This window comes from Clavibacter nebraskensis NCPPB 2581 (assembly GCF_000355695.1).
GTDB classification, from domain to species: Bacteria; Actinomycetota; Actinomycetes; order Actinomycetales; family Microbacteriaceae; genus Clavibacter; species Clavibacter nebraskensis.
Genome location: NC_020891.1, coordinates 636,473 through 661,916, shown reverse-complemented (window position 1 = coordinate 661,916; position 25,444 = coordinate 636,473). Strand labels below are relative to the sequence as shown.

The 25,444-nt window shown below is 72.5% G+C and carries 21 protein-coding genes; 18 read left to right on the top strand and 3 right to left on the bottom strand.

What is annotated here, in order from left to right; genetic code table 11:
* The first annotated feature begins 56 nt into the window (after positions 1-56).
* From purQ to CMN_RS03260, 6 genes are all read left to right on the top strand, one after another.
* Entirely contained in the window at positions 57-752 is a 696-nt protein-coding gene (gene purQ, locus CMN_RS03285; protein WP_015489433.1) for a phosphoribosylformylglycinamidine synthase subunit PurQ, read from the top strand.
* Positions 749-3,109, top strand: coding sequence for a phosphoribosylformylglycinamidine synthase subunit PurL (gene purL, locus CMN_RS03280; RefSeq protein WP_015489432.1), 2,361 nt, complete (start codon positions 749-751; stop codon positions 3,107-3,109). Before purQ ends, purL begins: the two co-directional genes overlap by 4 nt.
* A 2-nt stretch (positions 3,110-3,111) precedes the next feature.
* Positions 3,112-3,909: a dienelactone hydrolase family protein gene (locus CMN_RS03275; protein ID WP_015489431.1), complete on the top strand. Its 798-nt coding sequence runs from the start codon at positions 3,112-3,114 to the stop codon at positions 3,907-3,909.
* Between the two features lie 247 nt (positions 3,910-4,156).
* Entirely contained in the window at positions 4,157-5,209 is a 1,053-nt protein-coding gene (locus CMN_RS03270; RefSeq protein WP_015489430.1) for an endonuclease/exonuclease/phosphatase family protein, read from the top strand.
* Between the two features lie 200 nt (positions 5,210-5,409).
* Positions 5,410-6,120, top strand: a complete 711-nt coding sequence (locus tag CMN_RS03265) for an SGNH/GDSL hydrolase family protein (RefSeq protein ID WP_015489429.1) — start codon at positions 5,410-5,412, stop codon at positions 6,118-6,120.
* 91 nt (positions 6,121-6,211) lie between these two features.
* Positions 6,212-7,249, top strand: coding sequence for an acyltransferase family protein (locus tag CMN_RS03260; protein WP_015489428.1), 1,038 nt, complete (start codon positions 6,212-6,214; stop codon positions 7,247-7,249).
* 279 nt (positions 7,250-7,528) lie between these two features.
* Here CMN_RS03260 and CMN_RS03255 read toward each other — a convergent pair whose 3' ends face one another.
* Positions 7,529-9,700: an acyltransferase family protein gene (locus CMN_RS03255; RefSeq protein ID WP_045929109.1), complete on the bottom strand. Its 2,172-nt coding sequence runs from the start codon at positions 9,698-9,700 to the stop codon at positions 7,529-7,531.
* A gap of 322 nt (positions 9,701-10,022) precedes the next feature.
* Between CMN_RS03255 and CMN_RS03250 the strand changes: the two genes are divergently transcribed.
* From CMN_RS03250 to CMN_RS03195, 12 genes are all read left to right on the top strand, one after another.
* Positions 10,023-11,435, top strand: a complete 1,413-nt coding sequence (locus CMN_RS03250; protein WP_015489426.1) for a tyrosine-protein kinase domain-containing protein — start codon at positions 10,023-10,025, stop codon at positions 11,433-11,435.
* 9 nt (positions 11,436-11,444) lie between these two features.
* Positions 11,445-12,164 (top strand): arsenate reductase/protein-tyrosine-phosphatase family protein, encoded by a 720-nt coding sequence (locus CMN_RS03245; protein ID WP_015489425.1) that lies wholly within the window; start codon positions 11,445-11,447, stop codon positions 12,162-12,164.
* 90 nt (positions 12,165-12,254) lie between these two features.
* Positions 12,255-13,730 (top strand): sugar transferase, encoded by a 1,476-nt coding sequence (locus CMN_RS03240; protein ID WP_015489424.1) that lies wholly within the window; start codon positions 12,255-12,257, stop codon positions 13,728-13,730.
* Positions 13,730-14,860, top strand: coding sequence for a glycosyltransferase (locus CMN_RS03235; RefSeq protein ID WP_015489423.1), 1,131 nt, complete (start codon positions 13,730-13,732; stop codon positions 14,858-14,860). Before CMN_RS03240 ends, CMN_RS03235 begins: the two co-directional genes overlap by 1 nt.
* Positions 14,857-15,906, top strand: coding sequence for a glycosyltransferase family 4 protein (locus CMN_RS03230; RefSeq protein ID WP_015489422.1), 1,050 nt, complete (start codon positions 14,857-14,859; stop codon positions 15,904-15,906). Before CMN_RS03235 ends, CMN_RS03230 begins: the two co-directional genes overlap by 4 nt.
* On the top strand, positions 15,903-17,093 hold the full coding sequence (locus tag CMN_RS03225; protein ID WP_015489421.1) for a polysaccharide exporter: 1,191 nt from the start codon (positions 15,903-15,905) through the stop codon (positions 17,091-17,093). The genes CMN_RS03230 and CMN_RS03225 overlap by 4 nt, the downstream gene beginning before the upstream one ends.
* Positions 17,090-18,139, top strand: coding sequence for a polysaccharide pyruvyl transferase family protein (locus CMN_RS03220; RefSeq protein ID WP_015489420.1), 1,050 nt, complete (start codon positions 17,090-17,092; stop codon positions 18,137-18,139). Before CMN_RS03225 ends, CMN_RS03220 begins: the two co-directional genes overlap by 4 nt.
* Complete coding sequence (locus CMN_RS03215) at positions 18,118-19,830, top strand: O-antigen polymerase (RefSeq protein WP_015489419.1); 1,713 nt, start codon at positions 18,118-18,120, stop codon at positions 19,828-19,830. The genes CMN_RS03220 and CMN_RS03215 overlap by 22 nt, the downstream gene beginning before the upstream one ends.
* Positions 19,827-21,713 (top strand): DUF4012 domain-containing protein, encoded by a 1,887-nt coding sequence (locus CMN_RS03210; protein ID WP_015489418.1) that lies wholly within the window; start codon positions 19,827-19,829, stop codon positions 21,711-21,713. The genes CMN_RS03215 and CMN_RS03210 overlap by 4 nt, the downstream gene beginning before the upstream one ends.
* Positions 21,714-21,929: 216 nt before the next feature.
* The gene (locus tag CMN_RS03205; protein ID WP_227077732.1) at positions 21,930-22,457 is read left to right on the top strand and encodes a YdcF family protein; all 528 of its coding nucleotides are present in this window, start codon (positions 21,930-21,932) and stop codon (positions 22,455-22,457) included.
* A gap of 67 nt (positions 22,458-22,524) precedes the next feature.
* On the top strand, positions 22,525-23,346 hold the full coding sequence (locus CMN_RS03200) for an endonuclease/exonuclease/phosphatase family protein (RefSeq protein WP_227077731.1): 822 nt from the start codon (positions 22,525-22,527) through the stop codon (positions 23,344-23,346).
* 84 nt (positions 23,347-23,430) lie between these two features.
* Positions 23,431-24,414, top strand: a complete 984-nt coding sequence (locus CMN_RS03195) for an ATP-grasp domain-containing protein (RefSeq protein ID WP_015489415.1) — start codon at positions 23,431-23,433, stop codon at positions 24,412-24,414.
* Between the two features lie 49 nt (positions 24,415-24,463).
* On the opposite strand, the gene CMN_RS03190 is transcribed toward CMN_RS03195, so the two are convergent.
* Positions 24,464-24,847 carry a chorismate mutase gene (locus CMN_RS03190; protein ID WP_015489414.1) on the bottom strand — a complete coding sequence of 128 codons (384 nt, stop codon included), beginning with the start codon at positions 24,845-24,847 and terminating at the stop codon, positions 24,464-24,466.
* A gap of 84 nt (positions 24,848-24,931) precedes the next feature.
* On the bottom strand, positions 24,932-25,351 hold the full coding sequence (locus tag CMN_RS03185; protein ID WP_011931929.1) for an organic hydroperoxide resistance protein: 420 nt from the start codon (positions 25,349-25,351) through the stop codon (positions 24,932-24,934).
* Between the last annotated feature and the right edge of the window lie 93 nt (positions 25,352-25,444).

Here is a 25,444-nt window from a genome sequence, read left to right as displayed (position 1 = left end):
ACCGACGTCGCCGCGCACCCGCTCCCCCACGGTTCCGCCGCGGCGGAGCAGCGCTGATGCGCGTCGGGGTCATCACCTTCCCGGGATCCCTCGACGACCGCGACGCGCAGCGCGCCGTCCGTCTCGCGGGCGCCACCCCCGTCGCGCTCTGGCATGGCGACCACGATCTCCAGGGCGTCGACGCGATCGTGCTCCCCGGCGGCTTCAGCTACGGCGACTACCTGCGGGCGGGCGCCATCGCGGCCTTCGCGCCGATCATGCGCGAGGTCGTGGACGCGGCCGAGCGCGGCGTCCCCGTGCTCGGCATCTGCAACGGCTTCCAGATGCTCACCGAGGCGCACCTGCTGCCCGGCGGGCTGATCCGCAACGAGGCCGGCAACTTCGTCTGCCGCGACCAGCGCCTCCGCGTCGAGGCCACCGGCACCGCGTGGACGAACGCGTTCACCGAGGGCGAGGAGATCACCATCCCGCTCAAGAACGGCGAGGGCGGCTTCATCGCCGACGCCGACACGCTCGACCGCCTCGAGGGCGAGGGCCGCGTGGCCTTCCGCTACCTCGGCGGCAACCCGAACGGATCCCTGCGCGACATCGCCGGGATCACCAACGCCCGCGGCAACGTCGTCGGCCTCATGCCCCACCCCGAGCACGCCGTCGAGGAGGGCTTCGGACCGGACACCCCGGCCGCCATGCGCTCCGGTGTCGACGGCCTCCGTCTCTTCACGTCCGTCCTCGAAGGAGTCCTCGCGCAGTGAGCGTCCACCCCGATCCCGCTTCCGTCCCCACCGACCCCGCGGGAGAGGGACGCAGCAACCGCCGCCACGTCGCCGACACCGTCGAGATGGCCGAGCGCACCCCCGAGAAGGAGCAGCCGTACGCGGCGCTCGGGCTCACGGAGGGCGAGTACCTCAAGATCCGCGAGATCCTCGGCCGCCGCCCCACGAGCGGCGAGCTCGCCATGTACTCGGTCATGTGGAGCGAGCACTGCTCCTACAAGTCCTCGAAGAAGTACCTGCGCCAGTTCGGCCAGAAGGTCTCCGAGTCCATGAAGAAGGACCTCATGGTCGGCATGGGCGAGAACGCGGGCGTCGTCGACGTGGGCGAGGGCTGGGCCGTCACCTTCAAGATCGAGAGCCACAACCACCCGTCCTACATCGAGCCGTTCCAGGGCGCGGCTACGGGCGTCGGCGGCATCGTCCGCGACATCATCTCGATGGGCGCGCGCCCGGTCGCCGTCATGGACGCGCTGCGCTTCGGCGACATCGACGACCCGGACACCGCGCGCGTCGTGCACGGCGTGGTCGCGGGCATCAGCTTCTACGGCAACTGCCTGGGGCTCCCGAACATCGGCGGCGAGACCTACTTCGACCGCGTCTACCAGGGCAACCCGCTCGTCAACGCGCTCGCGGTCGGCGTCCTCCGCCACGAGGACCTCCACCTCGCCAACGCGCGCGGTGTGGGCAACAAGGTCGTGCTGTTCGGCGCCCGCACGGGCGGCGACGGCATCGGCGGCGCGTCCATCCTCGCGAGCGACACCTTCGCCGACGGCGGCCCGACGAAGCGCCCCGCGGTGCAGGTCGGCGACCCGTTCGCGGAGAAGGTGCTCATCGAGTGCTGCCTCGAGCTGTTCGCGAAGGACCTCGTCGAAGGGATCCAGGACCTCGGCGCCGCGGGCATCTCCTGCGCCACGAGCGAGCTCGCGTCCAACGGCGACGGCGGCATGCACATCCGGCTCGAGGAGGTGCTGCTGCGCGACCCGTCGCTCACGGCCGAGGAGATCCTCATGTCGGAGAGCCAGGAGCGCATGATGGCGGTCGTCACGCCGGAGAAGCTCGAGGGCTTCCTCGAGGTCGTCCGCAAGTGGGACGTCGAGACCAGCGTGCTCGGCGAGGTCACCGACACGGGCCGCCTCGTCATCGACCACCACGGCGAGCGCATCGTCGACGTGGAGCCGCGCACGGTCGCGGTCGACGGCCCCGTCTACGACCGGCCCGTCGCCTACCCCGCGTGGATCGACGCCCTCCAGGCCGACTCCGCGTCGCGCCTCGCCCGGCCCACCTCGCCGGAGGAGATCAAGGACCAGTTCCTGCAGCTCCTTGGCAGCCCGAACCTCGCCGACGCGTCGTGGATCACCGACCAGTACGACCGCTATGTCATGGGCAACACGGCCCTGTCCTTCCCCGACGACGCGGGCATGGTCCGCGTCGACGAGGAGAGCGGCCTCGGCTTCTCGGTCGCGACCGACGCGAACGGCCGCTTCTGCCAGCTCGACCCGTACCGCGGCGCGCAGCTCGCCCTCGCGGAGGCGTACCGCAACGTCGCCGCATCCGGCGCCACGCCCGTCGCCGTGAGCGACTGCCTCAACTTCGGCAGCCCCGAGGACCCCGAAGTCATGTGGCAGTTCAGCCGCACGGTGGAGGGCCTCGCGGACGGCTGCCTCGAGCTCGAGATCCCCGTCACGGGCGGCAACGTCTCCCTCTACAACCAGACGGGCACGCAGGCCATCCACCCCACGCCCGTCGTGGGCGTGCTCGGCGTGATCGACGACGTCGCGCGCCGCATCCCCTCCGGCTGGCAGGACGAGGGCGACAACATCTACCTGCTCGGCGTCACGCGCGAGGAGCTCGACGGATCCGCCTGGGCCGGCACCGTGCACGACCACCTCGGCGGCGTCCCGCCCGTCGTCGACCTCGCCGCCGAGAAGGACCTCGCCTCGCTCATCGCCGCAGGCGCCACGCAGTCGCTCATCGCGAGCGCGCACGACCTCTCGGACGGCGGCCTCGGCCAGGCGCTCGCGGAGTCCGTGATGCGCTTCGGCGTCGGCGCCCGCGTGTGGCTCGACGGCATCGTCCAGCGCGACGGCGTCGACCAGGCGACCGCGCTCTTCTCCGAGTCCACCGGCCGCATGCTCGTCACGGTGCCGCGCGAGGACGACGTCAAGTTCCAGGGCCTCTGCGAGGGGCGCGGCTACCCTGTGCTCCGCATCGGGGTGACGGACGCGCAGGCGCCCGGCCTCGAGCTGCAGGGTCTCTTCACCCTGTCCGTGGACGAGCTGCGCGGGGTCCACCGCGCCACGCTCCCCGCGCGCTTCGGCACCGCCGTGGAGGCATGAGCATGACCGACCCCGCATCGACCCCCTTCTGGTCACCGTCCCTCGCCGAGCTCACGGAGCGCGTGCCGCTGCCCGCGGGCGCCGACATCCAGATGGGCCCCGTGCTGTACGACCACGAGGGCACCGAGCTCGAGGGGCTCCTCGCCCGCGACGCCGCGCAGAGCGGCCGGCGCCCGGCCGTGCTCGTGATCCACGACTGGTTCGGCGTCGGCGGGCACGTGGCCGCGCGGATCCAGATGCTCGCGCGCCTCGGCTACGTCGCGTTCGCCGCCGACGTCTACGGCCGCGACGTGCGCCCCGGCCCGGAGGAGGCCGGCCAGGTGGCGGGATCCTTCTACGGCGACCTCCCGCTCATGCGCGCCCGCGTGCAGGCCGGCATCGACCGTCTCGCGGCGGAGCCCGACGTCGACCCGTCGCGCATCGCCGTCATGGGCTACTGCTTCGGCGGCAGTGCCTCGCTCGAGGTCGCCCGCGCGGGCGCCGACGTCAAGGCCGCGATCTCGCTGCACGGCAGCCTCGTCGTGCACGAGCCCGCCGACGTCGCCGACGTGAAGGCCGCGATCCTCGTGCTCACGGGCGCGGACGACCCGATGGTCCCCGACGAGAAGGTCGCCGCGTTCCAGGACGAGATGCGCACGCGTCCCGCGATCGACTGGCAGGTCGTGACCTACAGCGGCGCCATGCACGCCTTCTCCGTGCCGGGCGTCGACTCCCCGGATCACGGCGCGCAGTACCAGGACCGGGCCGAGCGCCGCTCGTGGCGCGCGCTCACGGACTTCCTCGCGGAGCACCTGGGCTGACCCTCCTCCGCGTCGACCCGCGCGCCGCCGGCACGAGCCGGCGGCGCGCGCGTCTATCCGCGGGCCATGCGCCGGCTGGTGGAAACCTCCGCGACCCGCCGACACGCCGCCCTCGGGTTGCCATCCCCGCACCCCTCGCGTAGACCTGTCCGTGCAGTTCACGCATCCGCCATGCGCCGTTGGTCCCCGCAGGGGTCCCGTCGCGCAGGCTGATCATGCGAGACACGTGCGACCCGAGGAGATCTCCATGATGGCCAGCGGCGGATTCAGCCGACGCGACCTGTTCGACGGTGCCGGATCCTCCGATCCCGGCGTCGGAAGGCCCACCCGCGCTTCCGGCACGGCGCTCCTCGAGCGGCCGCGCGCGGACGAGACGACCACGACGACGGACGGCCCGGACGGCACCGCGGAGGCCGACCCCCCTCCGTCTCGTCAGGCGGCAGCGACCTCCGTCGCTCCCGCCCCGCCCCAGCAGGCGACCATCGGCTCCGCCGAGGGCGACCTCGTGCACGTCATGACCTGCAACATCCGCCTGGCCCGGCCCTCCACCGAGCCGGGCGACCCTGACCACTGGGCCGACCGCGAGCCCGTGCTCGCCCGGTTCCTCCAGCTCGAGCAGCCCACCGTCCTCGGCGTGCAGGAGGCCCTCTCGGCCCAGCTGCCCGCCATCGCCCGGGCGCTCCCCCACCACCGCATGCTCGGCTACGGCCGCGACGGCGGCTCCGGCGGCGAGTACAGCGCGATCTTCTACGACGAGCGCCGCCTCGACGTCGTGGCGTGGGACCAGTTCTGGCTGTCCGACCTGCCGGAGCTCATCGGATCCCGCTCCTGGGGCTGCAGCACCACGCGCATCGCGACGTGGGCGCGCTTCCGCGACCGCCGCAGCGGCGCCGAGTTCGTGCACCTCAACACGCACCTCGACCACGAGTCCGAGCTCGCGCGCGTGAAGAGCGCCGACCTCATCACGGAGCGGCTGCAGGAGGTCGCGTCCGGCGCGCCCGTCGTCGTCACCGGCGACTTCAACGCGCCGGCCGAGGAGTCGGCGGCGTACGACATCCTCACGCGCGACGCGGGCCTCGCCGACACCTGGACCACGGCCGCGCACCACGCGACCCCGGGCATCGGCACCTTCACGGCCTACGGCGACCCGGTGCCCGAGGGCGAGCGCATCGACTGGATCCTCGCGGGCGACGGCGTCGAGGTGGTCGACTCGGCCATCAACCCGTACACGTTCGAGGGCCGCTCCCCCTCCGATCACGCCGCCGTCCAGGCGCTCGTGCGTCTCGCCCGCACCGCCTGACCCGCGCTGCACCGAGGCCCGGCCGCACGTCGGCCGGGGCCCGATCACGCCCTCCGCCGATCGGCGGTCCGCCACGCCGCCACCCGGGGCGATGGAAACCGCATGCCACAATGGTTTCCGAGCGGCCCCGTGATCGCAGCGGCTGGCGGGGTCACCGGCTCGCCGCTGCCGCGGACCCCTCCACGATCGGATGAACACCTATGCCCGCACGTCGCATGGCCCGGGGCGCTCTCGGCGCCCTCGCCGCCGTCCTCCTGCTCGCCGGGTGCACCAGCGCGCCGCAGCCCGCCCCCACCGCGACCGAGGGCGAGCCCGCGCCCGGCGCATCCGCCACGACGGCGCCCGAGGACATGGTCCGCATCGTCGTCATGGGCGACTCGAACACGAACGGCTTCGTCGGCACGCTGCCGCAGGGCATCGACCAGGGCATGGCCTACGTCGACTACGTCGTGGGCGACCCCCTGACCTTCGCGGGCGGCTGGGGCACCGACGGCGCGACGAGCACCGTCATGGCCGCGAACACGCCCACCGTCGAGGACGTCGACGTCGCGCTCATCATGATCGGCACGAACAACCGCATCGCGGGCGTGCCGGACACGCAGCTCGACGCGGACATCCTCCAGACGGTCGAGAAGCTCGCGCCGAAGGAGACGGTGATCCTCGGCATCCCGCCGCAGAACGCGTCGCCCGAGACGCCGCCCGAGGTCAACGCGCACCTCGAGGAGTTCGCCGGCGCGCAGGGGTACCACTTCTTCAACCCGTGGAAGAACCTCACGAACAAGGACATGAAGTGGCGGACCGAGTTCTTCCGCGACGGGATCCACACCAACATGACGGGCTACAAGCTCATGGGCGCGGAGGTGCGCAAGTACGTGCGCACCGAGGTGCTCGCGGACGACGCCCAGAAGTAGGGGCAATTCCCCGCCCTCCCGTCGGCGACCCGGCGGTTAGGGTCGAAGCGGTGCCTCCGAAGCGTCGCGCCCGCACCAGAGGAGAGCCCGCGTGACCAGCACCGTGACTGTGAAAAGCGAGACCGGTCGGAAGATCGAGTTCCTCGAGGCGGTCCGCGGCGTCGCGTCGTTCATCGTGGTGCTGCAGCACCTCATCGCCGCGGAGCACCCGGCGTTCGAGGACTTCAGCCGGCAGTGGGTGGACGCCGGGCGCGTGGGCGTCGTCGCGTTCTTCCTGGTGAGCGGGTACGTCATCCCGCTGAGCCTCCAGCGGCAGGACACCCGCACCTTCCTGGTGCGCCGCCTCTACCGGCTCTTCCCGCTTTACTGGCTCGTGCTCGGCGTCATGATGCTCTGGGTCGCGGCCACGGGCGACGGCGAGCTCGGCGGCCCTCTCGTGATCATGGCGAACGTGCTCATGGTGCAGGGCGCCGTGGGCATCTTCACGATCGTGCCGACGGCCTGGACCCTCGGCATCGAGCTGATCTTCTACGGCCAGTCCCTCGTCGCGAAGCTCATCGGCCGCCTCGACCGCAGCGTGGTCATGGGGTACGTGTGGCTCGCGGGCTTCGTCGCGGCGGCGATCGCCGGCCGGGTGCTCGAGCGCGAGCTGCCCTGGACCCTGCCGCTGCTGCTCTACACGGCCTCGCTCGGGCACGCGATCCACCTGCGCGACCGCGACGGATCCACCGCCTGGCGCGGCCTCCTCGTCGCCGGCGTCGTGGGCGTGCCGCTGTTCACGTACCTCAACGGCGGGCAGGACGCGGCGTGGCCGCCGTTCGACTACGCCGTGTCGTTCCTGCTCGGCCTCGGCCTGTTCTTCGCGTTCTACGCGTCGCGCGGGGCGGCCCACTCGCGCGTGCTCATCTGGCTCGGCGCGATCTCCTACGCCGCGTACCTCCTGCACCCGCTCGCCTACCGCGTGGTACGGGCCGTGGACGCGCCCGAGGGGATCGTGCGGGTGATCGCCGCCATCGCCCTGACGCTCGTCGTCTCGTGGCTCGTGCACCGGTTCGTGGAGGTGCCGTTCGTCGGCGTCGCCCGCCGCCTCACGAGCCGCCCGGCGGCTGCGAAGGCATCGCGGGGCTAGAGCCCGCACCGCGGATCCCGCACCCGGCCTCGAGGGATCGGGCACCCGCGCCGTCGTGCCCTGATCTCCCCGATGTGGGGTGCATGCGGACGCGCGCCCGGCCCGCCCGCGGGTGGCGAACAGGGCCACGTCCGGCAGCGAGGCGCCGGTACCGGCACCGGCGCCAGCTCCGGCACCTGCTCCGGCGCACGACGCCGCGGTCACGCCGCCGGACGCACGACGACGGGCGCCACTCCCTCAGGAGGAGCGCCCGTCGTGGCGTGCGGTGGTGCGGGCGGGTCAGCCGGCGGCCGGAGCCGGGGCCGCGCCGATGCCGAGCGGGGCGAGGATGTCCGCCATGATCGGCGCGAGGTCCTGCGACTGACGGGCCGTGAGGTGCGAGGTGTCGCCGCGCACGGGGATCCCGTTCACGAACGCCGGGCACGTGCCCTGGCTGCAGAACCAGCCCTGCGTGTTGATGAACTGGACCGGCGCGCCGACCTCCGTCGCCGCGGCCTCCATCGTGCGGGCGTGGCTGATGAACGACGGCGACACCGTGGACTGGCAGTCGTTCGGCGAGCTCGTCGGCGTCTTGCACTCCACGAGGGCGGTGGCTGCCGGCGGGCGGGACAGGACGATCACGTTGGACGCCGCGGTCTTCAGCGAGCCCATGGTGGTGAGCGCGCCGGCCTGCCACTCGCGGTCGGCGGCGCCGCCCGTCGCCCCGCTCGACAGGTACGAGTTGTCGACGGCCTCGCTCATCAGGATGAGCGCGGGCTTCGTCGCGTTCATCTCGCGGAGCGCCCAGTTGCGGAAGTCCGTGCACTCCGTGTACTCGGAGCCGTCGGTGTCCGTGCTCGTGACGGTGGACGCGGGGCAACGGGCCATCGTGAGCACGCGCACCTTCCAGTCGTCGCCGAGGGTCGAGCGGAGCATGGGCGCGTAGCTGATCGCGAGCGAGTCGCCGAAGATGACCGCGGTCTTCTCCGGTCCCGCCGCCTGGTTGCCGTAGACGCAGTGCTCGGCGTTCTTGATGGCGTCCTTCTCCTCGGCGAGGTCGGCGCCGAGGCAGCCGTCCTTCGCCCACTCGGTCGCGATGACGTCGCGGCCGAAGTCGCCGAATGACTCGACGGCGGGATCGAGGGCCGGCCACTCGTCCGCGGCGAGGGCGGCGGAGACCTGCTCGCCGCGGGTCTCGAGCGCGGTGCCGGTCGCCGGAGGCGGGGTCGCGGTGCCACCTGTGCTCGGGCCGTTCCCGAGCTGGCTCTGGCCGCTCGGCTCGTCGCGCACGACGGCGACGGCCACGACGCCCACCACGGCGACCGCGACGACCGAGAGCGCCGCGACGGTCATCTTCAGCTGGGCGCCGGAGGACCGGCGGCCGGCCTTCTTCGGGTCGAGCCAGCTGGAGCGGCGGATCGGGTCCTCGACGAGGTGGAACGACGCGACGGCGAGCACGAGGGTCGCGGCGATCGCGGCGCCGTAGTACTCGGGGGTGCCGGTGCCGAGCAGCGACGCCAGCAGGATGATCGCCGGGAAGTGCCAGAGGTACAGCGAGAACGACAGCCGGCCGATGTAGGTGGTGACCGGGTTCGTGATCGGCACCATGGCCTTCGACACCCCGCCGATGCCCGACGCGATCACGAGCGCGGTCGCAACGACCGGCAGCAGGCCGAAGGGCACCGGGAACGCGGTGTCGCCGGAGACGAGGAAGAAGGAGACGACGATGCCCGCGAGGCCGACGTAGCCGAGCACCGGGCGGATCGCGGCCGGCAGCGTGGCGATGCGCGCCGCGAAGATCGCGAGGAGCGCGCCGATGCCGAGCTCCCACGCGCGGGAGAAGGTGGAGAAGTACGCGACCGTCGGGCGGGCCGAGGTCTCGTAGAAGCCCCACGCGAGCGACGCGACGATGAGGACGCCGACCGTGATGCCGATCGTCTGCGTGAAGAGGCGGGCGCGCTTGGTGCGGTTCTTGGGGGTGCGGCGGCGGGCGAACGTGATCACGAGGAAGATCAGCACGGGCCAGACGAGGTAGAACTGCTCCTCGACCGAGAGCGACCAGTAGTGGCGGAACGGCGAGATGGGGCCGTCGGACGCGAAGTAGTCGGTGCCCGCGCTCGCGAAGTGCCAGTTGGAGACGAAGAGGGCCGACCAGACGGCGTCCCACAGGCTGGCCTGCGCGCGCACCACGTTGAAGACGAGGAACGAGACGGCCGTCGAGACCACCAGCACGAGGAGCGCGGCCGGCATGATGCGGCGGACGCGGCGCTTGTAGAAGTCGAGGAACGAGATGGTCTTGGTGCGCTCATACTCCTTGAGCAGCAAGCCCGTGATGAGGAAGCCGCTGATGACGAAGAAGACGTCGACGCCCACGAAGCCGCCGGACGGCCAGTCGAAGAGGTGGTCGACGATGACGGCGACCACGGCGAGGGCGCGGAGGCCCTCGACGTCTGGGCGGAAGCCCCGGTTCACCGTCGGCGAATCCCCCGCAGGTGGTGGGTTTTTGTCGTCCGGCGCGGAGCGGAGCTCCGACGGGTCCGGGAGCGCGGGCGTGCCCCGGCGAAATGTCTGCGAGCTCATGGCCCAGGTCCCTACTCACTCGTGTACCGCCGTGCAGCACTGCTGTCTGAGCGACCCTAACAGGGCTCCTCAGGCCCTACCATGCCCCGGACGGGGGCGTTCCAGGCTGCTGGCGCCGCTCGTGAGCTGTGTGATGATAGACAGCCGAGGCTGTGGATATCCCACGTTTGCGGATACTCCGCGCCTGTGTTTTTTTGGGGAAGGGTTCTAAGTTATGGCGCTCCGTGACTTCATTCGGATGCTGCGTAGGGGCGCGGTGCTCATCATCCTGACGCTCCTGGTCGGGGTGGGCGCAGCAGCGGCCTTCTCCCTCCTCCAGACCCCCGAGTACGAGGCATCCACCAAGATGTACGTCGCCCAGAGCAGCTCGGGCAGCGTGCAGGACCTCCAGCAGGGCAACAATTTCATCCAGCAGGCGGTGAAGAGCTACGCGGACGTCGTCACGACCCGCGCCGTGCTCCAGCCCGTGATCGACGAGTTCGGCCTCGACATGACGTCGCGCGAGCTCGCCGAGTCGGTCCGCGCCTCCGCGCCGCTCGACACCACGATCATCGACATCACGGTCAAGGACCAGTCCCGACAGGACGCCGCGACCCTCGCCGACGCGATCGGCGCGAGCCTCACCACGGTCGTGGGCACGCTCGTCCCCGAGACCATCGAGGGCACGCCGCAGGTGCAGATCACGCAGCTCGAGCAGGCCGAGATCCCCGAGTCGCCGTCCTCCCCGAACCTGACCGTCAACATCATCGTCGGCGCGCTCATCGGCCTCCTCATCGGCGTGGGCGTCAGCCTCCTCCGCGAGACGCTCGACAACCGCATCCGCGGGGAGCGCGACGTCGAGCTCGTCACGACCAAGCCCATCCTCGGCGGCATCGCGTACGACCCGAAGGCGACCGAACGTCCCCTCATCGTCCAGGACGACCCGCGCAGCCCCCGCGCCGAGTCTTTCCGCAGCCTCCGCACGAACCTCCAGTTCCTGGAGTTCGGCGGCCGCTCGCGCAGCTTCGTCATCACCTCCTCCATTCAGGGCGAGGGCAAGTCGACCACCAGCTCGAACCTCGCGCTGGCGCTGGCCGACTCCGGCATCAAGGTCGTCCTCATCGACGCCGACCTCCGCCGTCCGCGCCTCGCCTCCTACATGGGCCTCGAGGGCGCCGTGGGCCTCACCGACATCCTCATCGGCCGCGCCGAGATCGAGGACGTCATCCAGCCCTGGGGCTCGGGCATGCTCTCGATCCTCCCCGCCGGCCAGATCCCGCCGAACCCCTCCGAGCTGCTCGGCTCGCAGGGCATGGCCCGCCTGCTGCAGGACCTCGAGGCGCGCTACGACGTGGTGCTCATCGACGCCCCGCCGCTGCTGCCCGTCACCGACGCGGCGATCCTGTCCAAGAACGCCGGCGGCGCGATCGTCGTCGTCGCCGCGGGCCGCACGCACCGCACCCAGTTGAAGAGCGCCATCGCCAACCTCACCAACGTGGGCGCGGACGTGCTCGGCCTCGTCATCACCATGCTCCCCACCAAGGGCCCGGACGCGTACGGCTACGGCCACTACGGGTACGGGTACGGGTACACGGAGGACGAGGACGGCCAGAAGACCAAGGCGCCCATCGAGAAGATCAAGGCGTAGCTCCCCTCCATGTCGGAACTCCCCCCCACGAGCCGCAGGGCCGCACGCGCGGCCCTCGGCGACGCGTCCTCCGAGGGCGTCGACGACGGCTCGTTCCGCGTCCTGTTCGTCTGCTCGGGCAACATCTGCCGCTCCGCCCTCGCGGAGCAGGTCCTGCGGGCCCGCGTCCGCGCGATCTTCGGCGGCCACGCCGCCGAGGCCGACTCGGTCGTGCGCTTCTCCAGCGCCGGCACGATCGCGGCCGAGGGGCAGCGCATGCCCGAGCAGGCGGCCGAGCTGTCCGTCCGCTACGGCGGGGACCCGAGCGAGCACCAGGCGCGGTTCCTGACGCCCGGCATCATCCAGGGCGTCGACCTGGTGCTCACCATGGCGCGCGAGCACCGCAGCGCCGTCGTGCGCGCGGTGCCCCGCGCCAACCGCTTCACCTTCACGATCCGCGAGTTCGCGGCGCTCTTCGAGCACCTCGTCGAGGTGACCGGGGACGAGAAGCACATCGCGTGCGACGGCGACGTGCCGGAGCAGCTGCGGGCGCTCATCCCGCTCGTGGCGGCGCAGCGCGGCGTGACCCTGCCTCCCGCGCAGGAGGACGACTACGACGTGGTCGACCCCTACCGCCGGTCGCAGGCCACCTACGACGCCTCGGGCGAGCAGGCCGGGGGCGCCATCGAGTCGATCCTCGAGTCGGTGCGGGCCGTGACCCGCACGGACGCGCCACGCCTCCGGGGCTGACCCGACCAGCCCGCCACCGCACACGCGAGCGCACGCCGCTCCATCAGACACCACCGGCTCCCCATCGGAGCCGCCTGCCCCGGGGGACCAGTGGACACGCAACAGACACGACGCACGGACGAGGCCCAGGAGGGGTCGCGCTGGCGGGTCGTCTACGCCCGGCGCCTCGCGCTGAGCGACGCGATCGTCATCGTCCTCACGACCTTCGGGGTGCAGTTCCTCTGGTTCGGCACGACGGCCGGCACGGTCGACCTCGGCGGCAACGCGCAGGGCGTCGCGGTGACCTACACGATGGTCTCCGTCGTGCTGATCCTCGCGTGGCTCTTCGTCCTCACCGTCTACAGCACGCGCGACTACCGCATCGTCGGCACCGGCACGCAGGAGTACAAGCAGGTCGCCGACGCGACGCTGCGGCTCTTCGGGATCATCGCCATCGTCGCGTTCCTCGTGAAGATCGACCTGGCGCGCGGCTACATCATCACAGGCCTGCCCCTCGGCCTCGTGCTCCTGCTGCTGTCCCGCGCGCTCTGGCGCGTGTGGCTGTCGGCCCAGCGCCGCCGGGGCGAGTTCTCCTCGCTGATCCTCCTGGTCGGATCCCTGGAGAGCACCACCCACACCGCCACCACCCTCGCCCGCGCCCCCAAGGCCGGCTACCGCGTGGTCGGCGCGTGCCTCACCGGCGACGCGCGGCCCTCGCGCCTCCCGGGCCTCGACGTGCCCGTGGTCGGCGACGCGGACGACGTGCTCGCCGAGCTCGAGCGCCTCGGCGCCGACACGCTGGTGCTCACCTCCAGCGACGAGCTGCCGCCCGAGCGGATCCGCGAGCTCAGCTGGTCGCTCGAGCCCGGCCGCCACCACCTCGTCATGGCGCCCGGCCTCACCGACATCGGCGGCCCGCGCATCCACACGCGGCCGGTGGCCGGCCTCCCCCTCATCCACGTGGAGACGCCGCGCTTCGAGGGACGGAAGCTGCTCTCCAAGCGCCTGTTCGACATCGTCGTCGCGGGGATCACGCTCATCGTGCTGAGCCCGGTGTTCCTCCTGCTCGCGATCCTCATCAAGGCCACGAGCAAGGGCGACGTCTTCTACAAGCAGGAGCGCATCGGCCTGAACGGCGAGCCGTTCCACATGCTCAAGTTCCGCTCGATGCGCATGAACGCCGACGCCGAGCTGTTCGCGCTTCTGGAGCAGCAGGGCACGGCCGACACCCCGCTGTTCAAGGTGACGGACGACCCGCGCATCACGAAGGTCGGCGGCGTCCTCCGCCGCTACTCCCTCGACGAGCTGCCGCAGTTCCTCAACGTGCTGCTCGGATCCATGAGCCTCATCGGCCCGCGCCCGCAGCGCGAGGGCGAGGTCGCGCTCTACGACAGCGCCGCGCGCCGCCGCCTGCTCATCAAGCCCGGCATGTCCGGCCTCTGGCAGGTCTCGGGCCGCTCCTCCCTCTCGTGGGAGGACGCCATCCGCCTCGACCTCTACTACGTGGAGAACTGGTCGCTCACGGGCGACATCATCATCCTCGCCCGCACGTTCAAGGCCGTCTTCGGCGCGGACGGGGCCGTCTGATGGGCGGGCTGGTCGTCCAGGAGTGGATCGAGAAGTCGGGCGGATCCGAGAAGGTGTTCGACGCGTTCGCGCACGCCTTCCCCGACGCCGACCTCTTCACGCTCTGGAACGACGACCCGGGCCGCTTCGGCGACCGCCCGGTGCGGGAGAGCTGGATCGCCCGCACGCCGCTGCGCCGGAAGAAGCCCCTGGCCCTGCCGTTCATGCCGCTCACGTGGAGCGCGGTCGACCTGTCCGCCTACGAGTGGACCCTCGCCAGCTCGCACCTGTTCGCGCACCACCTCGGCCACGGCGGCCAGGGCACCCGGCGCCACGTGTACGTGCACAGCCCCGCCCGCTATCTCTGGACCCCCGACCTCGACCAGCGCGGCGCCAACCCGCTCGTCAAGGCCGCCGCTCCACCGCTCCGCGCGCTCGATCGGCGGCGCGCGCAGGCGTCCGGCGCCGAGGTCGCCGCGAACAGCGCGTTCGTGCGCGACCGCATCCGCGCCGCGTGGGACGTGGACGCGCAGGTCATCCACCCGCCCGTCGACGCCTCCGTCATCCGCGCCACGGCCTCCTGGGCCGATGCGCTCACGGGATCCGACGCCGCCCTCGCCGCGTCGCTGCCCGCCGAGTTCGTGCTCGGCGCCAGCCGGTTCGTGCCGTACAAGCGGCTCGACCTCGTGATCCGTGCGGGCGAGGCCGCGGGCGTCCCCGTCGTCCTCGCCGGATCCGGGCCGCTCGCCGAGGAGCTGCGGGCGCAGGCCGTCGCCGCGCGCGTGCCCGTCACGATCGTGCCGCGGCCGAGCGACGCGCTCCTCTACGCGCTGTACCAGCGCGCGCTCGCGTACGTCTTCCCCGCGGTCGAGGACTTCGGGATCATGCCCGTCGAGGCGATGGCCGCGGGCGCCCGCGTGCTCGTGAGCGACGTGGGCGGCGCGACCGAGAGCGTCGTCGACGGCGTGACCGGCGTGCACGTGCACGACTGGGAGGGCGCCGGCCTCGCCGACGCCGTCACGCGGGCCGGCGCGCTGGATCCCGCCGACAGCGTCCGCCGCTCCGCCGACTTCGACGCGGACGTGTTCGAGCGCCGCATCGCCTCCTGGGTCCGCCACGACGGCGCCCGGCTCGACGGGGCGGCCGCATGATGCGCCGGCTCGTCGTCAACGAGGCCTACGCGGGGCAGCGGGTCACCGGCCAGCAGCGCTACGCGACGGAGATCGCGCGCGCCCTCGAGGGCAAGCAGGGCGTCACCCGGGCGACGCCGTCCGACGGCGTCGCGTCGTCCGGCGCGCGCAGCTGGCTCTGGGTGCAGACGACCCTGCCGTGGATCACGCGCCAGGACGTGCTGCTGTCGCTCACGAGCCGCGCGCCGCTCGTGCACCGACGCCACATCGTGGTCGTGCACGACCTCTTCGTGCTCACGAACCCCGAGTGGTACAGCCGCGAGTACGTCGTGACCCACGTGCCGCTGCTGCGCGCCAACCTGCGCGACGCGCGCGTCATCGTCACCGTGAGCGAGCCCGTCGCCGAGCAGGTGCGCGAGCTCGGCCTCTCCAGCGCGCCCGTCGTGGTCGCGCCCAACGCGCCGAGCCCCGTCTTCGGCGAGCCGCGCGGCGCCGAGGAGCGCGCCCGCGTGCTCGAGCGGTTCGGTGTGACCGACGGCGGGTACCTGCTCGCGGTCGGCAGCATGGATCCCCGCAAGAACCTCAAGCGCCTCACCGAGGCGTACCTCGAGCTGCCCGCGGAGACCCGCGCCGAGACGCCGCTCGTGCTCGTGGGCGCGAAGAGCGCCGTGTTCGGCGACGTCGACATGGCCGAGTCGGACGACATCAAGCTGGCCGGCTACGTCACCGACGACGAGCTCGCCGTGCTCTACGCGGCCTCCCGCGGCGTCGTCTTCCCGAGCCTCGCGGAGGGCTTCGGCCTGCCGCTCGTCGAGGCGATGGTCGCGGGCGCCCGCCTGGCCGTCTCCGACATCCCCGTCTTCCACTGGATCTGCGAGGGCGACGCCGACTACTTCTCCCCCGCCGACACCTCGGCCATCACCGCGGCGCTCGCCCGGCTCGCCGCGGCGTCCCCGCTCGACGAGGAGGAGGCCGCCCGGATCCGCCGCGCCGTCACCTGCCGCTTCGACTGGCGCACCTCCGCGCAGACCGTCCACGACGCCTACCAGAGCATCGGGACGCGATGACCAGGCGGATCGGGCTGCTGCTCCCCACAGGAGCCGCAGGGCTCACGCGCGTGCTCCAGCTGGTGCTGCTCGTGGTCCTCACGCAGCTGGCCGACGAGTCGGCCCGGGCCGCGCTCGTGACCGGGTTCGCGCTGCTCAGCTCGTTCGCGATCATCACCGACTCGGGCGCCGCCAACTTCCTGCTGTCGCTGCCGCGCACGCGCCTCACCCGGAGCGTGCATGCGCGGGCGGTCGGCTTCCACGCGGGGCTCGGCGCGGTCGGCGCGGCCGTCGCGGTGCTGCTCACCGTCGCGTCCGCCTCGTCCGTGCCCGGCGAGGCCGCGCTGCTGCTCGTCGCGCTCGGCGTGAGCCAGGTGCTCGACTCGCTCACCCGCACGATCCGCGCGCCCCTGCTCGTCGGCCGCCGCGACGCCTCCTACGCCTTCCCCGACCTCGCGCTCGTGGTGCTGAAGGCCGTGCCGCTGGTCGTCGCGGTGCTCGTGCACGAGATCCTCGTGCTGCTGGCCCTCCCGGTCGTGTCGCTCCTCGTCACCGCCGGCACCTGGATCGCCGTCCGCCGCGACCTCGCCACCACGGGCGACGAGGCCGTGCGCGTGTTCCCGCAGATCCTCGAGTTCGGCCTCTCCGGATCCCTCTCCGCCCTCTACTCGCAGGCGCCGCTCGTGCTCGGCACGGCGATCCTCGGAGCCGACGCCATCGTGCCGCTGGCGCTCGCCTACCGGATCGTGCAGCCGCTCGAGGTCCTGCCGGCCACGCTCTCGCAGCAGCTGATCCCGCGGATCCGCGCCGCCGCCCGCCCCGCCCGCGCCTACTGGTGGCGGTTCGCGCTCGGCGGCCTGGTGCTCGCCGGGATCCTCGCCCTGCTCCGCGAGCCCGTCGAGCAGGTCTTCGGCGGCGACGCGTTCGACCAGGCGATCTTCCTCGTGGTGCTGCTCTCGGTCGCCCCCAAGTTCGGCAACTACGCGCTCATGGCGTACGCCATGGGCTCCGGCCTCGTGCGCGTCCGGCTCACCGCGACCATCGTCACGGGCGTCGTCGCCGTGGTCCTCACGCTCGTCGCCGCGCTCACCGCCGGACCCGCGCTGCTCGCCGGCGTCACGCTCGCCGCCGAGCTCGTCCTGAGCGCCGCCATCGCCGCGCTCCTCATCCGCCACCGCCACCGCACCGTCAGGAAGGAGGACGCATGAGGACCCTCATCGTCTCCGCCGACCGCACCCTCGCGTCCGGCCACCCCCAGAACCTCGGGGACGCCTTCCTCACCGACGCGCTGTCCGAGCGCCTCCGCCGGGCCGGCCACGAGACCGTGATCGCCGACTTCGGGCAGACCGCGCGCCGCGACTCCACCGAGGAGCGCGTCCGCGTCGGCGGCGTCCGCGGCCTCGCCGACGTCGTGCGCCAGGTCGACGCGGTCGTCGTCGGCGGCGGCACCCTCCTCGCCGACGACCAGCCGGGCCGCCCATTCGCGGGCCTCCCCCGGCTCATGGCCGCCACCGGCCTCATCGCGCGCACCAACCGCACGCCGCTCGCCGTGTTCGGCGTGGGCGCGGATCCCGTCACCCGCCGCCGCGCGCGCCTCGCCCTCCGCGCGGGCCTCGACGGCGCCCGCGTCTGGACCCGCGACCCCGACTCCGCCGGCCGCGCCGCGGGCTACTCGAAGCTCCCCGTCGAGGTCGCCGCCGACGTCAGCCTCTTCGCCGCCCCCGAGCTCGCGGCGATGGCGGCCCCCGCCGACCGGCGTCGCGGCGCCGTCGTCGCGCTGAACGCGAAGCACTCCCCCGAGGTCACCCTCGCGGACGTCGCGGCCCTCGAGGAGCGCTTCGGCGAGGTCGTCTTCGTGTCGATGGACCAGGGCGACGACTCCGACGCCGGCGCCCTGCATCCCGAGGTCCGCGCCCGGCTCACGACCGAGCCCGGCGACCACGGCTGGCGCCGCGCGGCCGAGCTCATGGCAGACCGCGAGGTCGTCATCGCCTCTCGCATGCACGCCATGTACCTCGGTACGATGCTGACGACGCCCGTGGTCGCCGTCGGAGGCGCCACCAAGGTCGGGGCGTTCACGACCGAGTTCGGCACGCGCACGGAGCCCGCGTTCGACCGGGCGGCCCGCACCGCCATCGCCGCACCGGCCGACGCCGGTGCCCCATCCACCACCGCGGCGGCGCTCGTCGCCGCCACCGCCCGCCTGGACGCGGCTTTCGAGGAGATGACCACATGGGTCCGACGTACCGCCTAGCCACCCCGGCGGTCTTCGCGGCCGCCGTGGTGCTCACCATCCTCGCCGCGCTCGGCGGCGTGGCCCTGCTCGGCAACGAGCTCTCCTACCCGTTCATGATCGCGGTGCTCGCGATCCTGCTCGTCGGCGTGCTCGTGAAGGAGACGGTCTCCAACGGGGACCCGATCACCCCGGGCGGCATCGTCGCCTTCACGGGCCTGCTGCTGTTCGTGCTGCGCCCGCTCACGGTCGCCAACAGCATGGAGACGAGCCCCGGCGCCATCGCCGACACGCGCTTCTTCTCCCCCACGCTGCAGCTCGCCGCGAGCTCCGCGCTCATCGAGGCGCTGATCTTCTTCTCGGCGTTCTTCGTCGTCTACTACTACTCGGTGGCCCGCGAGACCCGTCGCGTCTCCCGCGGCGGCGAGGACGCGAAGGCCCTCGAGGACAGCGCCCTCGCGGGTGGCCCCGCCTTCGTCGACCCCGACACGCAGGTGCGCTGGCAGCGCGTCTTCACCACGTCGGTGTCGCAGGCGCTCGTGGTCATCTCCTCGGTCGTGGCCCTCGGCCTCCTCGTCTACCTGGTCCTCTCCTCCGGCGGCATCCAGGCGTACACGACGGGCCTCGCCAACCGGAGCGACTTCCTCTCGGGCAAGTCGTTCATCGGCCTCTCCTACATCCCCGTGCAGATCGCGATCGTCTACAACGTGCTCGCGCGCCGCCAGAAGGGCCTCGAGGGCTGGAACTGGGTCAGCCTGGTCGCCGTCCTGGTGCTCGTGGTCTGCGCCGGGTCCGCAGGCGGCCGCGGCCCGCTCATCATCGGCGTGTTCCTGCCGTTCCTGATCCTCAAGCAGATCGGCCCGAAGCCCTTCCGCTTCCGCACCATCGCCCTCATCGGCGGCGTCACGGCCGTGGTCGCGATGGTCTACTCGATCGTCATCCGCGAGTCCACGTTCGACAACGGCCGCTCGCTCGGCCGCCTCACGCAGGACCCGCTGGGCGTCCTCCTCGACCGCCTCACCAGCGGCATCGAGACGCGCCCGTTCGACGTGCTCATCCGCCTCAACGAGGTCGCGTCGCTGCCCGACTTCGTCTACCAGTGGGGCGCCACCTACGCGGCGGTGCCAGCCTGGTTCGTCCCGCGCGGGCTCTGGGAGGACAAGCCCTTCGGCGGCGGCAACACGTGGTTCACGTCCACGTACGTGCCCCGGTTCTACGGCGTCAACCGCGTCGAGACGAGCCTGTCGGCCATCGGCGAGGCGTTCTCGAACTTCGGCATCCCCGGGGTCGTCGCCGTCGGCGCGCTGCTCGGCCTCGTGGCCGGCCTCTTCATCCGCGCCCGGATGCGCCGCCGCGGCCTCCTCGGCGCGGCCATCGCGGTCGTCGTCACGCCGTACCTCTTCTCCCTCATCCGCGGCGACGCGTACCAGGGCATGTCGACCAGCATCGCCTCGCTCGTGATCCTGCTGCTGTTCTTCTGGATCTCCTCCACGCGCAAGCAGGTCACCGGGCCCGTCAGCGCCCCGGTGCCCCTGCCCGACGAGACCGCGCCCGCGGCCGTCCGCGAGCAGGCGCTCATCGGGGCCGGCGCCGCGGGCCTCGGTCCCGTCGGCGCATCCGCCCCCGCGGCCGCGGACGCCCGCCCCGTGATCGGCAACGGCCGCGCCTTCCCGGCCGGCAAGCCCGCCGTGGACTGGACGCCCGACCGGTGAGCGGCATCGACGACATCCTGCCCCCGGCGGACGGCTCGGACGGATCCCGCTCCGACGGCGCGACGGGCCGCCGCAGCCGCCGCGACGACCGCGCGGACCGCGACGCGTCCCGCCCCCGTCGGCCGATCTGGAAGCGCAAGCGCCTCTGGATCCCGATCGGCGTCATCGGCGTCCTCGTGATCGGCACCGCGGTCTCGGCCGCGCTGATCCTGCCCCGCGTCGACACGGTGCAGAGCGAGCTGCGCGACGCGCTCCCGCTCTCCGACCAGGTGCAGACGGCGCTCCTCGCGGGCGACATCGACACCGCGAAGTCCGGCGCCGCCGAGCTCCGCGACCACACCGCGAAGGCCGCCGAGGCGGCGGACGACGGCGTGCTCGGCGCCTACGAGTGGATCCCGTTCGTCGGCCCGAACCTCCACGCCGCCCGCGTGCTGGCCGCGACGAGCGACCGGCTCGCGACCGACGTCGTCACGCCCGCCACGGAGGTCTCCCTCTCGGCGTTCACCCCCGTGCTCGGCCGCATCGACCTCGACGGGATCCGCTCCCTCGGCCAGACCGTCGACACCGCGAGCGACGGCCTCGCCGGCGCCCGCGCCGAGCTCGACACCATCGACCGCGACCGCCTCTGGGCGCAGGTGGCCGACGACGTCGACCTCATGGACGACACGCTCACGAGCACCGAGGAGACCGCGGGCACCTTCCGCGAGGTCACGGGCATCCTGCCCGACCTCCTCGGCGCCGACGGCGCGCGCAACTACCTGCTGATGTTCCAGAACAACGCGGAGGTGCGCTCCACCGGCGGCAACCCGGCCGCGCTCGTGCTGCTGACCGTCGAGGACGGCAGCGTGCGGATCGCCAAGCAGGCGTCGAGCAACGACTTCCCGCGGAACGTGCGCCAGGGCGACGTGCCCGACGAGACCGTGCGCCTCATCGAGCCGCGCTCGGACCGGTTCGAGCAGAACATCACGATGTTCCCCGACTTCCCCACCTCGGGCGCCCTCGCCAAGTCGTACTGGGAGGCCAACATCGGCGACCGGGTCGACGGCGTGCTGTCGTTCGACCCCATCGCGCTCAGCTACCTGCTGGAGGCGACCGGGCCGATCACGCTGTCCACGGGCGACGAGCTCAACGCCCAGAACGCGGTGCCCACGCTCCTCGGCGCCGTCTACAGCCAGTACCCCGACTACCTCGCGCAGGACCGCTACTTCGCCAGCGCGGCCGGCACGATCTTCGCGAAGCTCGTCACCGACACCCCGCCCGTCGTGCCGCTGGTGACCGCGATCGACCGGGCCATCGACGAGCGCCGCCTCCTGCTGTGGAGCACGGTGCCCGAGGAGCAGGCGCTCATCGAGGGCGGGCCGCTGAGCGGCGCGCTGCCGGACGACAACACCGACCAGACCGCGATCGGCCTGTACTTCAACGACATCGGCTCCGGATCCAAGATGAGCTACTACCTGCGCTCCGCGTCCCGGATCCAGGCGGAGACGTGCGGCGACACGACCACGTACACGGTGTCCGTCGACATGACGAGCATCGCGCCGGTCGACGCCGCGACGAGCCTGCCGCGCTACGTCACGGGCCTCGACGGCAAGGCCAAGGGCCGCCAGTTCGACGACCTCCTCGTGTACGGGCCCGTCGGATCCACCGTCACGGGCTGGTCCACCGCGGCCGACCTCACCACCGAGGAGGCCCGGGGCACCGACATGGGGCGCGGCATGATCCGCATCCGCACCGAGCTCGCGCCGCAGGACACGAAGACCGTCGACGTCACGTTCACCATGCCGGCGGCCGAAGCCCCGGGCCCGCTCGAGGTGCGGCACACGCCGCTCGTGCGCCCGCTCGAGTCCGAGATCACGCAGGTCCCCTGCACCACGGGCGGTTGATCCGCCGCACGCCGCCCCGACGACGCCGCACCGCCCGCCCCGGATGGGGGCTTAGCGCCCGTCACGCGCTCCCATAGGCTCGATGAGCCGCCGGGGGACGTACCCGCCCCCGCACGCCCGCATGCCGCCCCCGCGGATCCTCCAGGCCGAGAGCACACGTTGACACCCAGCACCACCACCCTGCCTCGCCGGGCGCATCGCGTCCGCCGCTGGATCGTGCGCACCCTCCTGGCGCTGCTGGTGCTCCTGCTGGCGTGGCTCCTGGCCGGCATCCCGCTCTTCGTCTTCCCCCCGGCGAGCCAGCCGGACAGGGCCGACGTGATCTACGTCATCGGCCCACCCAACCCCACCCGCCGCGACCTCGCGGCGAAGCTGGTGGACGAGGGCTACTCCGACACGGTCGTGTTCTCGGTGCCGCCCACAGGCCCGCAGTCGCCCGCCGAGCTCGCGGCCTGCAACGGCGAGTTCCCCTACGCCGTCACGTGCGACACCCCGTCGCCCTTCACCACCCAGGGCGAGGCCCGCTACCTGCGCGAGAAGTCCGAGGAGAACGACTGGACGAGCGCCATCGTCATCACCTGGACCCCCCACGTGACCCGCACGCAGCTGATCTTCTCGCGCTGCTTCACGGGCGACCTCATGGTGGTCGAGGACCCGGTGGACTTCGACCTCCGCCAGTGGGTGTCGCAGTACACGTACCAGACCGGCGCCTTCGTCAAGGCGCTCGTCACGCCCGGCTGCTGACGCCCGCTCGCCACCTCATCGTCGTCGCGCGGCCAGGCGGTCAGCCGCACGGGGTTGAATGGTGGTCATGACCCCCGCGATCGGCCCGACGACCGGCGACGACATCCACCTGATCTCGCTCAACGTGCGCATGCCCTGGCACGGCACCCGCGAGGGCGAGGCCGACCACTGGCCCGAGCGCCAGGAGGTGCTCACGCGCTTCCTGCAGCAGGAGCGGCCCACGGTGCTCGGCGTGCAGGAGGCGCTCTGGCCGCAGATCCAGGCCATCGAGAAGGCGCTCCCGCCGTCGTACCGCATGGTCGGGCAGGGCCGCGAGGGCGGCAGCCACGGCGAGCACGGCGCGATCTTCTACCAGGCCTCCCGCCTCACCCTCCTCGAGCACGACGTGATGTGGCTCTCGGACACCCCCGACGTGATCGGCAGCATGACGTGGGGCAACCCCATGCCCCGGATCCTCACCTGGGCCCGCTTCCAGGACGAGGCCACCGGCCACTCGCTCGTGGTGCTCGACACGCACCTCGACCACGACGTCGCCGAGGCGCGCGACCGCGCCGCCGAGGCCATCGCCGAGCTCGTGCGCACGCGCTTCGCCGGGCTGCCGCTCGTGCTCATGGGCGACTTCAACGCGCCCGTCGACTCGTTCCCCTACGACGCGCTCACCCGCCGGGCCGGCCTCCGCGACTCCTGGCTCGACACCGCGCGCCAGGCGACGCCCGCCTTCGGCACGTTCCCCGACTACCGGCCGCCGGTGGTCGACGGTCCGCGCATCGACTGGATCCTCGTGAGCGACCGCGTGGACGTCCGCGCCGCCGCGGTCAACGACTTCGCCTGGCGCGGCCGCATGATGAGCGACCACCTGCCGGTGCAGGCGCTCGTGCGGTTGAGCTGACACCGCCGCCTGAGCTGACGTCACCGCGCTGACGCCGGCCGTCACGCGTCCGTCGCCGCCCCGCCCGCCTCGTAGCCTGGGGGGATGACCACCGCACCGAAGGTATTCGCCATCCACGAGAACCCCGAGTGGTTCGGCCCGTTCGCCGCCGCGCTCGAGGCGCGGGGCGTGCCGTACGAGGAGTGGCTCCTCACCGACGGCGTGCTCGAGATCGACGAGGCGCCGCCCGAGGGGATCTTCTGGTCGAGGATCAGCGCCTCCGCGCACACGCGCGACCACGCGCTCTCGAAGGACTACACGCGCGCGCTCATGAGCTGGCTGGAGGCGCACGGTCGCCGCACGGTCAACGGGCGCCGCACGATCGAGCTCGAGGTGAGCAAGGTCGACCAGCTCACGGCGCTCCGGGCGGCGGGCATCGAGGTGCCCCGGACGCGCGCCGTGATCGGCAGCCACCGCATCGTCGAGGCGGCGCGCGGCCTGCCGACGCCCTTCATCACCAAGCACAACCAGGGCGGCAAGGGCCTCGGCGTCCGCAGGTTCGACAGCGTCGAGGAGCTGGCCGCGTACGTGGAGGGGCCGGACCTCGAGGAGCCGCAGGACGGGATCACGCTGCTGCAGGAGTTCCTCGAGGCGGCGACGCCGCGGGTGACGCGCGTCGAGATCGTCGGCGGGCGCTTCGTCTACGCGATCCAGGCCGACACCGCGCGCGGCGGGTACCAGCTGTGCCCGGCGGACGCGTGCGCGATCGACCCGACCACGGGCGCGCTCGTGATGCCGCCCGGGGCGACCATCGCCCAGGAGCCGGGTGACACGATCTTCTCGCTGCGGGAGGACATCACCGCGGAGCACCCGCTCGTCGAGCGCTACGTCGCGTTCCTCGCGGGGCTCGGGATCGAGGTGGCCGGCATCGAGTTCATCGAGACCGCGGACGGACGCCTCGTGACCTACGACGTGAACACGAACACCAACTACAACGCGGGCGTCGAGGCGGTCGCGCCGGCGTCGGGGCCGGGCGCCGTGGCGGAGCTGCTGGAGCGCGTGCTGCGGGAGACGTACCCGGAGGGCTGAGCCCCGGAGGGCTGAGCTTCGCCAGGCTGAGCCCCGGAGGGCCGGCGGATCAGGCCGCCGGGCCGCCGTCCTCGGGCGCGACCGCGGAGGTGGCCGCGCCCTGGTCCTCGGCGATGCGCGTGTGGTGGTGGATGACCTCGGCGACGATGAAGTTCAGGAACTTCTCCGCGAAGGCCGGGTCGAGCCGGGACTCCTCGGCGAGGGCGCGGAGGCGGAGGATCTGGCGGCGCTCGCGCTCGGGATCCGCCGCGGGCAGCCCGTGCGCGGCCTTGAGCCGGCCGACCGACTGCGTGAACTTGAAGCGCTCCGCGAGCATGTGCACGAGGGCGGCGTCGATGTTGTCGATGCTCCCGCGGATCTCCCCCAGCTCCTCGAGGGCGGCACGGGCGTCGTCGTCGAGGGGCGCCCCAGCGGGGCCGGTGTTCTCAGGCATGCGATGACCCTACCCATCCGCGCCTGGGACGACGGAGGCGAGCGTCCCCGCTGGGGACGCCCGCCTCGTGTCGTGCGGGGGGGATCAGTCGACGATGGTGACCTTCACGTCGATGTTGCCGCGCGTGGCGTTGGAGTACGGGCAGACCTGGTGGGCCGCGTCCGCGATCTCCTGGCGGCGCTCGGGTGCCACGTTCGGGAGGTAGACGTCGAGCTCGACCGCGAGGCCGAAGCCGCCCTGGCCGTTGTCGCCGATCGAGACGCTGGCGGAGACGCCGGCGTCCTTCGTGTCGACGCCGGCGTTCTTGCCGACGAGGTGGGTGGCGCCGAGGAAGCAGGCGCTGTACCCGGCGGCGAAGAGCTGCTCGGGGTTCGTGCCCTCACCCGAGCCGCCCATCTCCTTGGGGGGACGGGTGTCGAAGTCGATGCGGTCGTCCTCGCTGCGGACGTGTCCGTCGCGTCCTCCGCCGGAGGCGTGCGCGATAGCGGTGTAGATGGGTTCCATGGATCCATCAGACCACGACGGGCCTGGGAGCGCGCCGTCCGCGGTGGACGTTCGCGGCACGGACGGTGGATCGCGGGCGAACGCGGCGGGTCG